Origin of the sequence: Aquimarina amphilecti (genome assembly GCF_900109375.1) — a bacterium.
Taxonomy (GTDB): Bacteria; Bacteroidota; Bacteroidia; order Flavobacteriales; family Flavobacteriaceae; genus Aquimarina; species Aquimarina amphilecti.
In genome coordinates this window covers 81285-96058 of record NZ_FOAB01000008.1, presented here as the reverse complement: position 1 = coordinate 96058, position 14774 = coordinate 81285, and the positions used below count along the sequence as shown (strand labels likewise).

Here is a 14774-nt window from a genome sequence, read left to right as displayed (position 1 = left end):
GAGTTGTTCAACCTCTTAAATAACTCTTAGTTGAAAGAGGTTTCTTTAATTTTTCTAAGTATGCTTAATATATTCTGATTATATAGATTATTATAGACAGCATTTTTAAGTTAATGCTATTTGTAGCATAAGGTGATATAAAAACCCCTTAATAATATATTAAGGGGTTTCCGAAGATTGTTAAATTCTATTACCTATAAAAATTTATTTGTTTTTGATGATTTTTATCGTTTTATAGGTAGTGTTTAATTTAATTTTAGCTAGATAAATCCCTGGCGAAACTGGCGTGTCATTTCCGTTTTTTCCATTCCAGTGGTAATTATAAACATTTTGAGATATCTGAGTAGGTTCTAATTGCTTCAGTCTTTTACCTTGTATACTGAAGATCGTAACTGTATTTTCCTTAGGAGAATCCGTTGTTATATCTATATTAATACCATTGCCAGAGAATGGATTTGGATATGACCCTTTTAGAATAGAAACGTTATCCCTTTCTATTCCCGCTCTGTTAATATTACCTTGTAATGTGTAATAAGCAAGTGGAGTGCCAGATGAAGGTAAAGTTGCAACGGTATTCCATGAGCTATTCTCAATATCTAATCCAATTCCTATAGCGTTTTGAAGATTAGGGAATACACTCTTGGCAACTCTAAGTTCTATCGTATTCGCATTTTTTACTACCGAAACAGAAGAAGAACCTTTTAGTGTCCAGCTCCAATTAGTTCCAGATCCAGAGTATTGGAATAGGCTTCCATTTTCTATACTATAATCACTTCCTTCTGGAGACCAAAGACCGTTTTTGTACCCGGTTGTTGTACTATTGTCAGTGTTAATAAAGAAAATATAGTTGGTGTTCATTGTCCCTTGAGCCAAGAGGTAAATGTAATCTTTATCATCGTATGCTTTCAATGAGGTTAAACCACCAGCACCATTTGTAGAAATAGGTTCTACGCTACTCCAATCGGTATCATTTCCATCAATAGTAATTTCTACGTTGGTTTCGATAGTACCTTTTACTTGTACATCATTAAATACGGCAGAACAAATAGCTTGTTCATTATGACTGGTTGTTGCTAAGCCTATATAGATATCATTTGCCATATCAATAGTGTCTTCACCTACTTTTGTCCAATTATTTCCATTAATTGATTGATGTGCTGTTAATGTTGCGTCTAACCTAACTAATTTAAGCCATAAAGAAGGACTTCCAGCAGCTCCGGTATGTGTAGTGACACCACCAGTGGCTGTTCTTCTTTGAAAAGCGATGCCTTCAGAATAACTTGCTACTAACATACCATGTTTAGACCCTGGGTTCAATGTTTCTCTAATCATTACACCAGCTTTAGCCCAATTATTGGTATTGTCAACACTCTCAATCTTAGCAATAATTTCTCCATTTCCATTTAAAGGTTGATATACATAATGAAATTGATCTGATTGGCCCCATATGTCAGCTCCTGTTCCGTTTACAGTAAATGTTCCATTATCATAAGAGGCATTTCCAGAGATAAGAGGATTTCCTACATCAGTATTCTCCCAAGGTGCTGGCAGAGAAACCACAACTGCTTCGGTTGTCAATTCTAGTACGTTACTATATTCAGAAAAACCAACATCGTTATATGCTCTAACTCTATAATAATACGTAGTATTAGGGTTTAGGTTCTCATCCTGATAAGAAGTGATATCTGTGTTTACAGTACTAATTTCTTGAAAATTAGAATTTTCGTTTAGCGATCTTTCTATACTATATCCAGATTCATTATCGGCGTTATCTACCCAATTTATTGAAATACTATTCGTCGTATTCGAAACTCCTACTAGATTTGATGGTGCTAAAGGCGCACTAACAGTAGTTGCCATAAATTCAAAAGCTCCTATATCGACTGAACCTACAGTTCTGTTTTCGCCATTAAAATCGGTTAATCCAATTAAAGGGATACCGTTTGGATATATATCATCCCAAAATGGATCTACCCAGTTTGTTATAAATCCTTCCGACAACCCATTATTTATAGATTGTGAATCTGAACTTAAGCTAAAATCAAATTCTGAAATATTATTAAATTGGGGGTTAACAACGACACGGTTACCTGGTAAATTATTTTGACCACTTGTGGAAGTACCCCACCATAGGTTTTTCTTAAATGTAATATTAGTATTGCCATTGTTGTTGATTCCTTCATAGTTTTCTCCAACACTAGAAGATCCAAAAATAATATTATTGGCTATTCTAGTATTTGTTACTCTATTTTGAAAGGTAATTTCTGAACCCCAACCGGCATCATTTTTGTTCTTGTAAAAAGTGTTATTTATAATATATATATTATCAGCACTACCTGTTCCATTTGAAGAATACCCTCCCATAGCTACACCTGCCTCTGTGTTTTGATACACAACATTGTTGGACATAATTATATTTTCTGTCTTCTTTCCATTATGTTCGCTGGCAAATTCAAACCCTAGATCATTACCTCTAGAGATATTACGTTCAAAAACAATATTTGTTCCACCATCTACGTAAAAACCACCAGCACTTCGCTCTCGCTTATCGTATGGTACATTCGGTAAGTTATACCAAGGATTGCTATCACAGCTATTGTTTTCTGCGATATTTTGAGTAACCAGTCCATTACGTACTCTATCTGTATCATTATCATTCTCTACACATTCGTCGCATTCTCCCTCATACCCTATGAAGTCAAATCCTATATTATTATTATCGTGCACATAATTGCCTTTTACTAGAAAGTTAGTAACATTAGCATTTAGTACAAAGGCTTCGCTGGCTTGTAGTATATTGTTATAGACCTCATTATTCTCAAGGGTTATGTTTTTGATTCCTGTTTGTGTATTTCCATACACTGCGATACCATGTGCTCCGACTCCACAGTAACTTGATTGATGACAAGTACTTAAATGTTTTATGTCATGTACTTTGTTATCGATAATTGAAATATTAGAACATGTTCCACGGACAAGGATACCAACCGGTGTTTGACCACTATCATTAGTTTGAAAATCTCTAATTTCGAAACCAATAATTTTAATATTATTGGAGTTTTCTATGGTAATAAGTCCTTCTCTACCATTTGGTGAAAGCCCTTGTCCAGATATAATAACATTGCTTCCAGATGTTTTTAGTGTTAAGTAGTTGCTTGTGTTATTAGAGTTTGTTTTGTTTGAAAAAGATATTTTTTCATTATATATTCCGTCTTCGACTAGAATTGTATTTCCGGTGTTAGCTTTATCTACTGCATTTTGTATGGTGCGTAATGCTGAGTTGGGGGAAGAACCATCGTTACTGTTGTTTCCGGATTTTGAGACATAAATATTTTGAGCTATTGATAATTGGGTCATAAAAAACATGCACCATAGAAAATAGTAAAAGGATCGTTTTGTTCTAGTTTGTTGTTTCATTTTGTTTTTGTTTGATTTGAGATAATAATTGTTTTTTTTTCAAAGAGAGATAGAGATATGTTTATTAGTAAAACAGATTTTTGTAAAAGTTTTTAATCCGATGACTAATTGAAATTGTTGGGATTTCTCATAGTTAGCGAATTATAATTTGTATTCTTTGAAAAAATTAGGTTATTTAAAAAATGCAATAAATATATTTTCGATCATTTTTTGATATTTTAAAAGTTAATGTATTGTAAATAAAAATCTCTTAAAGACGATAAAACTAATTAAAACAAATGTCTATATTATTAAAGCATTATACCTTTTATTATTCGTGGTTTTAACGTAGTGATTTGTTTTCTCATATTGAGAATTTGTTAATTTTAAACCCTAAATGCTGTCATATTTTCATTTGGAAGACAATAATAAAAGAATTTATGAATAAAGTTCATTAAAAGGGGTTATGCTCTATACAATACGATGGGTCAATAAGTAGTACTATTTCTATATAATTACGTCTTTTGTATATTGAAAAAGGTGTAGGCTAGCATCAATAGCTTTTGCCCATTTTAAAGAGGTGTTATAGTTTATTTGTGAACTAAACTTAATCTTCTTTGGTTATCCTAAAATATAAAGTTAATTTGTAACCAATAGACCGATAAATATAACAAAGGTTAGTTTTTATCCTTGTTTAAGAGTTATGAAATGTGAATAAAAAATCTCGCTTATTAAATTTTAAAAGGTATATAGTTTACTTATATTTGCGGCAAAATAAAACAAAAGAATACATGTCAATATCTGATTTATTTGATAGTGGGTTTCAGAAGAGAAATCAAGATCATTTTGCTGCAATTGTTAGGGTAGCAATGAGTGATGGGGTTATAACTGATGAAGAGAGAGCTTTCTTAGATCGATTAGCTCGAAAACTTGATATTTCTGAAAATGATTATAAAGAAATATTAAAAGATTATGCTTCTCATAATATTAATCCTCCAACAAGCTATGATGTGAGATTGGGAAGATTATTTGATTTAGCTAGAATGGTATATGCGGATAATATAAAAGGAGATGATCAAGTTGTATTATTAGAAAGACTTTGTATTGGATTAGGTTTTAGATCAGACAACGCTAAATATGTAGTTGATAAAGCACTTTCTTTAGTTGATCAAAATGTGGATGGAGATACATTTGCAGATGAAATTAAAAATATGAGTCGATAAATTATATTCGATTAATAGTTTATAAAAAAAGCCGCTTCTATGAAGCGGCTTTTTTAGCTATTTGCTTTACTATTTTGTAAAGTAAATCTTCTTGTTCAAAAGGCTTTGCGATAAAATCATCCATTCCAGAACGTAAACATTTATCTCTTTCTGCTTCGGTTGCTTTTGCGGTAAATCCAATAATAGGTACTTCAGAGATTACCTTATCTCCATAATTGTTCCTTATCATATGAGTTGCCTGGTAACCATCTACTTTTGATAGTTTTAAATCCATTAAAACAAGGTCATAGTTTCTTCTTTCGAGATAGTTAATAGCTTCTTGACCATTAATAGCTACATCTACAAAGAAACTTCCATGACTAATTAATATTTTCATTAAAAGGAACTGTGTAGCTTCTTCATCTTCGACTACTAATACTCTAAATTTCTTTTTAGTTTCTGGAAGGGTGTATTTTTTCTTTTTCTTTTCTGGAGTAGATTTCGTTACATCAAACTTAAACGGTAATTTGATATCAAAGGTAGTCCCTTTATCTGGCTCACTTGTAACCTTTATCTCTCCGTTTAGTAGATCTACTAGATCTTTTACTATAGCTAATCCAAGTCCTGTTCCTGAAACTTGTTTGTCTTCATTGAAACGGGTAAATCTGTCGAAAATATTGTTGAGATTTTCTTCTTGTATCCCTAATCCAGTATCTTCTATCTTAAAGCTAACACTAAGCTTGTTGGTACGTTGATAATTCTTGGTAACTGATAAACTTACTTTGCCTTCTTCAGTGAATTTAAAAGCATTATTAAGAATGTTATTCAAAATTTGAAATACGCGTGTTCTATCTCCAATTAGATATTCCTGAATATTAGGATCTATGTGTGTTTCGAATTCTATTCCTCTTTCTTTAGCAAGTTTAGCATATGTTTCTTCGAAACCTTCTACCAGATTAATAAATAGAAATCTTTCATCTACTATTTTTATTTTACCAGATTCTATTTTAGAAATATCTACCATGTCTTCAATCAAGGAATTGAGGTGGATACTTTGTCTTTTTATAATTCTAGCTAATTCTTCTTGTTCAAAGTTTAAGTTTGTTTTTTCTAAAACTTCGATAAAACCTAAAATACCTGTTAAAGGTGTTCTTATTTCATGGTTGATATTGGCAATAAAACTATTTTTAAACTTTTCTTTATCAATTAAATATTGGTTCTTAAGTTCTAGTTCTTTTGCTTTAAGAATGGATTCATTCTTTTGTTGCGCTATTTTATTAAGTTCATAGTACTTAGTAGAGTAATCAAATAGTAAAATAACAACTTCCTCTGTGTTTATTTTAATCGTGACATCACATATTTTGTCAAGTTTTTTTTCTTCTAAATGAATACAAGGAAAATTATAGAAAGTTTCTTCTTTTTCGAAAACTTCAATGAACCCTTTTATAATTTCAAAAAATGGATGAACATCATATATAGATGCTCCTACTTTCCATTTAAATATGTTACTATCGGTTTCTTTAATCGTCCCATCATATTGAACGATTGTACATTGCGTTTTTTGATTAAATAGTAACTTTTCTTCTTGATACGTCATAGTACTATGCAGTTATTTCCTCTGCAAGATTTACAAAGAAATCTTGCACATTTTTATTGGTTTTTGCACTGGTCAAACAATCAACAGTTATATTTAGTTCTTCGAATTTTTTTGTTACTTCCTTTTCATTTACCAGATCTAATTTATTACCTATAACCTTGACCTTTACTTTCGGGTGATTTTTAGAAAGATATTCTAAATCCTGGTTGAGATCTTTATAGGTGTCGATACGAGTAAGATCAAATACATAAATAAAGGCATTAGATCCTAAAAGGTATGATTTTCTAGTATCTTCTATATCTGTATGTCCTTCGGTATCCCAAATGATCATAGAAAGTTCTCGACCATCAGGCATTTCGATTACCTTCTTTTTAATTTGAACACCTAAGGTAACTTTATAATCTTCAGAAAATTCGTTATCAATAAAACGTCTGAATAAAGACGTTTTTCCTACACCAAAGTGTCCTAAAAGCACTACTTTTTTAGACAATTTCATCTTCAAAATGTTTTTTTAATTTTTTAGTAAAAAGTTCACTGTTTTCTAAGTCTCTTTTAGAAATGTGATGTTGCGCAAAGTTAATAATTTGATCTTCTAATACTTCTTTAAACATCATATTATATGCGCCAGAAATTACAGCGGCAATATAGTAAGAATAAAAATTTTGCACGTGTATAGTGTATAATTCGTATTCTATGGTTTCTAGATTTTGGTTTCCTCCCTGAAAAGCATCTTCGACAAAACTTTTGATAGCAGTTAACATACCTGCGATCATATCTTTATCGACAGTATTGTCTGATAACGGGCTATAATCTGTTATTAGTAAACCAGAATCTTTTTCAATAACAAACATCTGTATTAATCTAGGTTTGGCATAATCTGTTATAGCCAGATCGCCATCACTAATTCCTTGTGCTCTGGCCTTAGTTCTTCTAAATAAGTTTTTGAATGAGAATGCTTGCCTGGTTTTTCGATTAATGTTTTCACTTAACAGTTTCATCTCATGAGCTATATATTTCTTAATCATTTTACCGATTATTGGAAATAATGCTTCTACCACTGCATCCTGAGAGTTTTTAATCTCTTCCTTTAAAGTTTCAGTAATTGTGGGTCCTAAAGTTTTTGGTATATCCTCAACAAATTGTTTTAATCTATCATCAATAATAGGGTCTACTTTATGCGATAACTGCTGTTTTTGATGAACAATTTTACTTAATTCATCAACTTTTTTGGCAATCGATTCCGCATACTCCTTCTCTTCTGTAAGAAGTAGTTCTTTTAGAATTTTTAATTTATCCTGTTCTTCCATATTGTTGGATAAACAGATTACTACTTATTGATTTTTTCTCCCATAGCGATTAAAAGATCACCTAATGTTTTTCTATCTACCTTTTTATCATCTAACATCTCTATTTTATCAGCGAGATTATCTTCTAATTCAGTGATTCTTATATTTATATCAGTACTAAGGTTGTCAATTGCCTGGTTTAATTCTTTTCGAGTATCATCAATAAAATCTTCAAGCTCCTTTTTTTTAGAAGAAATATCTTTTTTAACTGAGTCAAATTCAGAATTATAAGCAGCAATGTTTTCTCCAAATATTAGATTCTTTATTGCTTCTATTTTTGAAGAAGGATCATTTACTACCTGTTCTTGCGCAGCTTTATTTTCTTTGGCCATTTTTGGTAATTTATATTGTTGTTCTATGAGCTTCAGGTAAATTTAACATAAAAACATTAAAAAAATGAGTTCACAGAACAATAATGTTAAAGTTACTTGCTTTTACAATAAATGTAATACGTTTAGTTATAGAGTTTATAACGGTTGGTTGGAGGGGAAACTCTTTATTATTTAATTGCAAGAATAGTGAAAATTAACTGTAATCGATCTATTCATAAGTCTTTTTTTACAAATACAACATTGTTAGGCTATTCACCTGATAGTAATAAATAATTATACCTTAAGAAAAACGATTGTTTTTTTAAGATTCAGAATTTTTCATAAATGATTCTACTTTCTGAACCATATTTTTACTACCACATATGAAAGGAGTACGCTCATGCAGTTCAGTAGGCTTTATTTCTAAAATTCTCCTAAATCCATCACTGGCAGAACCACCAGCCTGCTCAGCAATAAAAGCCATAGGATTACATTCATATAATAAACGAAGTTTTCCATTAGGAGACTTGGATGTACTTGGGTACATATAAATCCCACCTTTTATCATATTACGATGTATATCACTAACTAAGGAACCGATGTATCTAGAAGTATAAGGGCGATCTTCTTTCTCTTCTTGACAGTATTTTATATAATCTTTAATTCCTTGAGGAAAATGTATATAGTTACCTTCATTTACAGAATAAATATTTCCATCATCTGGAAATGTCATATTAGGATGTGATAAATAATAGGTGCCTAAAGCAGGATTTAATGTAAATCCATTAACACCATGACCTGTAGTATACACTAACATAGTAGAGGTTCCATAAATAATATATCCGGCAGCAACTTGTAAATTACCTGGTTGTAAGAAGTCTTCCATGGTAACAGGTGTTCCAGTTGGAGTAACTCTTCTATAAATTGAAAAAATTGTTCCTACAGAAACATTAACATCTATATTAGAACTACCATCTAAGGGGTCCATAAGCACTACATAGTTGTTTCTGTGATCGCTTTTTTGACCTTTAATTGTAATGAAATCATCATTTTCTTCAGAAGCAATACCACAAACAATTTCTCTGTTGGTAAGAGTATTGATAAAGGTTTCATTAGCTAGTACATCAAGTTTTTGTTGATCTTCTCCTTGCACATTAGTTTCACCTATAGCTCCGGTAATATCAACTAAGCCTGCTTTGTTTACTTCGTGATTTACCATTTTTGCAGCTAGTCGAATTGAATTGATCAATCGAGAAAGCTCTCCACTAGCATATGGAAAGTCTTTTTGGTTTTCGATAATAAATTCTCCTAAGGTTTGGTTTTTTCTAGCCATTTTTGGTTGTGTTGAATTTCTGCAAAAATATTATTTTTTAAATAACTAAAACGTTTTCGTAACTGTAATTTGTCAAACTTTTTAAAGAATTACTAAAACCAAAATTAGATTCGCATAAGATTATAAAATTGTCTGGTTTCTAATACATATTTTATAGTTTTGATAAACTTTTGACGTATGGACTATATTATAAGAGATGCAGTTGTTGGGGATATGCCTCAAGTACTTACATTAATAGAGGAGCTAGCTCTTTTTGAAAAAGAACCTGATGCAGTGGATGTAACTGTAGAAGATTTGATTAAAGAAGGTTTTGGAGAAAAACCACTCTTTCATTGTTTTGTAGCAGAGATTAATAATGAGTTAGTAGGTTTAGCATTGGTTTACTTTAGGTTTTCTACTTGGAAAGGAAGAACGGTACATTTAGAAGATCTTATTGTTAGGGAATCTATGAGAGGTTCTGGTATTGGGATGGCGCTATATAAAAGAGTCATGAAGTATGGAATGGAAAAAGGAGTGAAGAGGGTAGAATGGAATGTGTTGGATTGGAATAAACCTGCGGTTAATTTTTATCTTAAAAGTGGTGCTAAAATTCTAGAAGGTTGGCAGGTAGTACAGATGGATGAACATGGATTAAATGCATTTGTTTCAAAGATGTAATTCAGAGATGTATAATGTATTGTATGCATTAAATTATTTTAGTTGATGAGGGTATTTAAATTTGGAGGAGCATCTGTAAAAGATGCAAAGGCAGTAAAAAATGTAGTCCACGTATTACAAACGGTTGGCTATTCTGATATTGTAATTATTGTCTCTGCAATGGGAAAAACTACCAATGCGTTAGAAAAAGTGGTAGATTATTACCTGAAAAAGAGTTCCAAATTTAAGGATTCCATAGATTTTGTAAGAAAATTTCATTATGACATACTTATAGATCTTTTTGAAAATAGGAAACATCCGATTTTCAGCAGGATAAATTCTCTTATTTTGGATATGGAAACGATGCTGAAGCGAAATAAATCTGATCAATATGATTATGTGTATGATCAAACCGTTTGCTATGGAGAATTAATATCAACTGCGATTGTTAGCGAATACTTGTCCGAAAATGGTTATGAAAATAAACTATTGGATGCTAGAGATGTTATAAAAACAAATGATGTTTATCGTGATGCTATTGTTAATTGGGAAGTTACCCAAAAAAGTATCGATCGTATAATTAGTAAAAAAGGTTTAACGATAACACAAGGTTTTATAGCTTCTGATTCTAATAATTTTACAACGACACTTGGTAGAGAAGGAAGTGATTATACAGCAGGAATTTTTGCGTATTGTACAAACGCCATAAGTGTAACTATATGGAAAGATGTTCCAGGTGTATTGAATGGAGATCCAAGAGTTTTTGAAAATACGAAACTGTTATCTCAAATCTCATATGAAGAAGCTATAGAATTAGCATTTTATGGGGCTTCTGTAATTCATCCTAAAACATTACAACCATTACAGCGAAAGGAGATTCCTTTATATGTAAAATCATTTCTTTATCCTGAAAATGATGGAACTTCGGTTAAAAAAGGACAGAGGTTAATTCCACATCTACCTTGTTATATTGTAAAAAAAGATCAAATACTTTTATCACTTTCTTCTTTAGATTTTTCCTTTATTGTAGAGGATAATGTTAGTGAGATATTTAGACTTTTCCATAAATTTCAACTAAAAGTAGATCTCATACAGAATTCTGCTATTAGTTTTTCTGTTTGCTTAGATGATAAATTCGATAATTTTGATGAATTGTTGATACACTTAAAAGCAAAATTTAGTGTTATATATGAAAAGAATGTGTCTTTATTCACAATTAGACATTTTAATAAAGAAGCTGTTCTGTTTTTAGAAGAAAACAAGGATATATTGCTTAAACAAAGCACAAAAGAAACGTATCAAATGGTTGCAAAACAATAAGATGCCCTATTCAATGATTTTGCTATATTTGTAGTTAGCACAAAACGTATTTAATGGCGGTAGTCACCTCTAAAGAAGTAGCCAAAGGGCTTAAATTGGATAAACTTGGTTTTATTGGCACTTTTGTTGGCTGGATGATTCTTAAAATCACACGGTTATCAAAAATAAATCGTCAATACGATAGTATTAGTCATTTAGAAGGAAAGGAGTTTGTTAAGAGTGTATTAGATATGTATGGTGTTACCTTCGAGATCCCACCTGAAGATCTAAAAAGACTCCCTAAAGATGGTGCATTTATTACATTATCTAATCATCCGCTTGGCGGACTTGATGGAATATTGTTGCTTAAGTTAATGTTTGAACACCGCTCTGATTATAAGATAATAGCTAATTTTCTCTTGCACAATTTCACTCCTTTGAAACCATATATTATGCCTGTTAATCCTTTCGAAAATAGGAAAGAAGTTAAATCCAGTCTTAAAGGAATTAGAGAAGCAATTTCGCACCTTAAGGAAGGGATGCCAATAGGGATATTTCCTGCTGGAGAAGTGTCGACTTTTAAAGAAGGCAAGCATTATGTAGATAAACCATGGGAGTCAGGGGCAATGAGATTAGTGAAGAAAGCTAAAGTTCCTGTAATTCCAATATATTTTCATGCAAGAAATAGTAGACTTTTTTATAAGTTGGCCTCTATTAGTGATACACTAAGAACTGCTAAATTACCAAGCGAGGTTTTTTCACAAGAAAATAAGATTATTAAAGTAAGAATAGGTAATCCTGTATCTGTAAAGGATCAGGAAGAATATGATAATATAGAAGATTTTACAAATTTTTTGCGTAAAAAAACCTATATGTTGGCTAATCCTTATGAGAAGAAAACACTGATGGAGTCTATTCCTCAGAATTTAAAAATTCCTAAGTCTCCAAAAGAAATAGCATTAGAGGGTAGTATCAATTCTATAGAATCAGAACTTACATTTTGTCGTGATAATGATATGCGTTTATTAGCGAGTAAAAATTATGAAGTTTTTCTTGCTAAAAAAGAGTGTATTCCTAATGTTGTACACGAAATTGGTCGATTACGCGAAATCACATTTAGAGAGATTGGAGAAGGAACAAATCAATCTATCGATTTAGATCCTTTTGATGATTACTATCATCATATGTTTTTATGGGATACGAAGGCTAAAAAACTAGCTGGAGCGTATAGAATGGGGATGGGGAATGAAATTTATTCGAATTTTGGAATTGATGGTTTTTATCTACAAGATCTATTTAGGTTCGAACCAGAATTACATAAAATGATGAGTGAATCTATTGAAATGGGTAGAGCATTTATCATAAAAGAATATCAACAACGTCCAATGCCATTATTTTTACTTTGGAAAGGAATTGTGCATTGTACACTTCGTTTTCCAGATCATAAATATTTAATTGGTGGGGTAAGTATTAGTAATAAGTTTAGTAATTTCTCTAAGTCATTGATGATTGAGTTTATGAAATCCCATTACTACGATCCTTATGTAGCGCAATATGTTAGACCTAAAAAAGAGTTTAAAGTTAAGCTTAAGGATGCTGATAAGGATTTTGTGTTTGATGAGAGTAGAAGTGACCTTAATAAATTTGATAAAATTATTGATGAAATTGAACCTGGAAGTCTTCGTATACCAGTTTTGATTAAAAAATACATTAAACAAAATGCTAAGGTTGTAGCTTTTAATGTTGATCCATTATTTAATAATGCTGTAGATGGATTAATGTATATAAGAATAGCGGACTTACCTGATAGTACGGTTAAACCGGTAATGGAAGAATTTCAGGCGGAATTAGAACAGAAGTATTTTAAAAATGCTGACAAATAATCGGTAATTGATAGTTTTTTTGTGTAGTTAATCGTAAAATTCCCGTTTTTTCTCATTTTATTTTTTTCTAATACTGATATATTTTACTAATTTGAAGATTAAAATATCTTGAAGTGGTTGTACAATATATTTATTTTGCTATTGCGTTATTAGGCGTTATATTATTTCTCTTTCTTAATAAAAAGCTTTTTAAGTGGTTACAAAGCAAAATAAGCAAATTAGAAAATAATATTTTTTTTGGAAGAACAAAATTCTCTCAGTTCTTTCGATTTATTACACCTAGAAGAGAAAAACATATTCTTTCATTTGTAATACGATTATTAAAGATTACGTTTATCTTCATTTTTTTCATATTCTATCTTCCTTTCTTGTTTAGCCTGGTTCCTCAAACAAAAGAATATGCAGATGTTGTTTTAGGATATATAAAGAAACCATTGATTTTTTTGTATGAAGGTTTGGTAGGATTCATCCCAAATTTATTTTTTATTATCGTTATCTTTTTTGTGACGAAATATCTTATTAGATTTTTAAAATATGTCACCACAGAACTGGAAAAAGAAGCAGTACGATTAGATGGTTTTCATGCGGATTGGGCAAGACCTACATTTAATTTATTACGGGTTTTTATAATAGCTTTTGCGCTTATAATTGTATTTCCATATATCCCAGGTTCGGACTCTCCGGCTTTTAAAGGGTTATCAATTTTCTTTGGTATTTTATTCTCCTTAGGTTCTACTTCTGCGATTTCTAACATAGTTGCAGGTGTTGTTATAACGTATATGAGACCTTTTAAGGTAGGAGATAGGGTAGAGATAGGAAATACTATAGGTGATGTGACAGAGAGAAGTCTATTAGTTACACGAATTCGTACAATCAAAAATTTAGATGTAACAATTCCAAACTCGTCGATTTTAGGAAATCATATTATCAATTTTACTAAGAATGCTTCAGAAGATGTAGGTGTTATTTTACATACCTCTGTTACTATTGGATATGATGTGTCTAGTAATGACGTTATAGAAGCATTAAAGCAAGGAGCAAAGAATACGGATCAGATTTTAAGCGAACCCGTACCCTTTGTTTTGATTAAAAGTTTGGATGATTTTTATGTGAATTATGAATTAAATGTTTATACTAAAAATCCAGAAAAGTCAGCCGCTATTTATTCGATACTACATGAGAATATTAAAAATGAATTACATCAATCGGGAATAGAAATTCTATCCCCACACTATCATGCTGTAAGAGATGGAAATAATTTGGCAGTTCCGCCTTCGAATATTCCTGATAACTATGCTAAACCAGGATTTAAGATTGACAAGTAATTTGATTAAAATCTATGTAGTTTGTAAAACGCTTTTATGTACAAAATCATGGCAATATTCTTTAATTTGATTTCTTGTTTTGGTAAAAGCTGCGTGAATTTCTTCTTCAGTTCCTTCTACTTTTGAAGGATCAAAAAAGTTGTAGTGCAAGCGTTCTGCTTTTCCTGGAAAGAAAGGACATCTTTCTTTTGCGTTATCGCAAACGGTAAGAATATAATCGAATTTTATATCCAAATATTCCTCGAGATTATTAGATGTATGATTAGAGATATCAATTCCATCTTCTTTCATAATATCAATAGCTCTAGGATTTACGCCATGAGTTTCTACTCCGGCACTGTAAATTTTAGCGTTGTCTTTTGCAAAATGTTTTAAATAGCCTTCAGCCATTTGACTTCTACAGGAATTTCCTGTACATAATACTAAAATGTTCATTATTGTGGTGT

Annotated in this window: 12 protein-coding genes; 5 read left to right on the top strand and 7 right to left on the bottom strand. The window is 31.2% G+C overall.

Annotated features, from left to right (window positions below):
• Nucleotides 1-204: 204 nt before the first annotated feature.
• Entirely contained in the window at nt 205-3417 is a 3213-nt protein-coding gene (locus tag BMY33_RS19740) for a fibronectin type III domain-containing protein (protein WP_091411747.1), read from the bottom strand.
• A 770-nt stretch (nt 3418-4187) separates the two neighbouring features.
• Between BMY33_RS19740 and BMY33_RS19735 the strand changes: the two genes are divergently transcribed.
• Complete coding sequence (locus tag BMY33_RS19735) at nt 4188-4619, top strand: tellurite resistance TerB family protein (protein WP_091411745.1); 432 nt, start codon at nt 4188-4190, stop codon at nt 4617-4619.
• A gap of 37 nt (nt 4620-4656) precedes the next feature.
• On the opposite strand, the gene BMY33_RS19730 is transcribed toward BMY33_RS19735, so the two are convergent.
• The 5 genes from BMY33_RS19730 to fbp all read right to left on the bottom strand — a co-directional run bounded on the left by BMY33_RS19730 (nt 4657) and on the right by fbp (nt 9185).
• A complete protein-coding gene (locus BMY33_RS19730) occupies nt 4657-6195 on the bottom strand; it encodes an ATP-binding response regulator (RefSeq protein ID WP_091411743.1) in 1539 nt (512 codons plus the stop codon).
• Nucleotides 6196-6199: 4 nt separating this feature from the next.
• Complete coding sequence (locus BMY33_RS19725; protein WP_091411742.1) at nt 6200-6691, bottom strand: Rab family GTPase; 492 nt, start codon at nt 6689-6691, stop codon at nt 6200-6202.
• A complete protein-coding gene (locus BMY33_RS19720; protein WP_091411740.1) occupies nt 6678-7502 on the bottom strand; it encodes a cell envelope biogenesis protein OmpA in 825 nt (274 codons plus the stop codon). The genes BMY33_RS19725 and BMY33_RS19720 overlap by 14 nt, the downstream gene beginning before the upstream one ends.
• A gap of 20 nt (nt 7503-7522) precedes the next feature.
• Nucleotides 7523-7873 carry a fructose 1,6-bisphosphatase gene (locus BMY33_RS19715; protein WP_091411738.1) on the bottom strand — a complete coding sequence of 117 codons (351 nt, stop codon included), beginning with the start codon at nt 7871-7873 and terminating at the stop codon, nt 7523-7525.
• 301 nt (nt 7874-8174) lie between these two features.
• Nucleotides 8175-9185, bottom strand: coding sequence for a class 1 fructose-bisphosphatase (fbp, locus tag BMY33_RS19710; RefSeq protein ID WP_091411736.1), 1011 nt, complete (start codon nt 9183-9185; stop codon nt 8175-8177).
• Nucleotides 9186-9362: 177 nt separating this feature from the next.
• Between fbp and BMY33_RS19705 the strand changes: the two genes are divergently transcribed.
• The 4 genes from BMY33_RS19705 to BMY33_RS19690 all read left to right on the top strand — a co-directional run bounded on the left by BMY33_RS19705 (nt 9363) and on the right by BMY33_RS19690 (nt 14328).
• Entirely contained in the window at nt 9363-9842 is a 480-nt protein-coding gene (locus tag BMY33_RS19705; RefSeq protein ID WP_091411734.1) for a GNAT family N-acetyltransferase, read from the top strand.
• A 45-nt stretch (nt 9843-9887) separates the two neighbouring features.
• Nucleotides 9888-11141: an aspartate kinase gene (locus BMY33_RS19700; RefSeq protein ID WP_091411733.1), complete on the top strand. Its 1254-nt coding sequence runs from the start codon at nt 9888-9890 to the stop codon at nt 11139-11141.
• A gap of 53 nt (nt 11142-11194) precedes the next feature.
• Nucleotides 11195-13003, top strand: a complete 1809-nt coding sequence (locus tag BMY33_RS19695) for a GNAT family N-acyltransferase (protein ID WP_091411731.1) — start codon at nt 11195-11197, stop codon at nt 13001-13003.
• 368 nt (nt 13004-13371) lie between these two features.
• Nucleotides 13372-14328: a mechanosensitive ion channel family protein gene (locus BMY33_RS19690; RefSeq protein ID WP_170837135.1), complete on the top strand. Its 957-nt coding sequence runs from the start codon at nt 13372-13374 to the stop codon at nt 14326-14328.
• A 12-nt stretch (nt 14329-14340) separates the two neighbouring features.
• On the opposite strand, the gene BMY33_RS19685 is transcribed toward BMY33_RS19690, so the two are convergent.
• Nucleotides 14341-14763: an arsenate reductase ArsC gene (locus BMY33_RS19685; RefSeq protein ID WP_425284236.1), complete on the bottom strand. Its 423-nt coding sequence runs from the start codon at nt 14761-14763 to the stop codon at nt 14341-14343.
• Nucleotides 14764-14774: the final 11 nt, after the last annotated feature.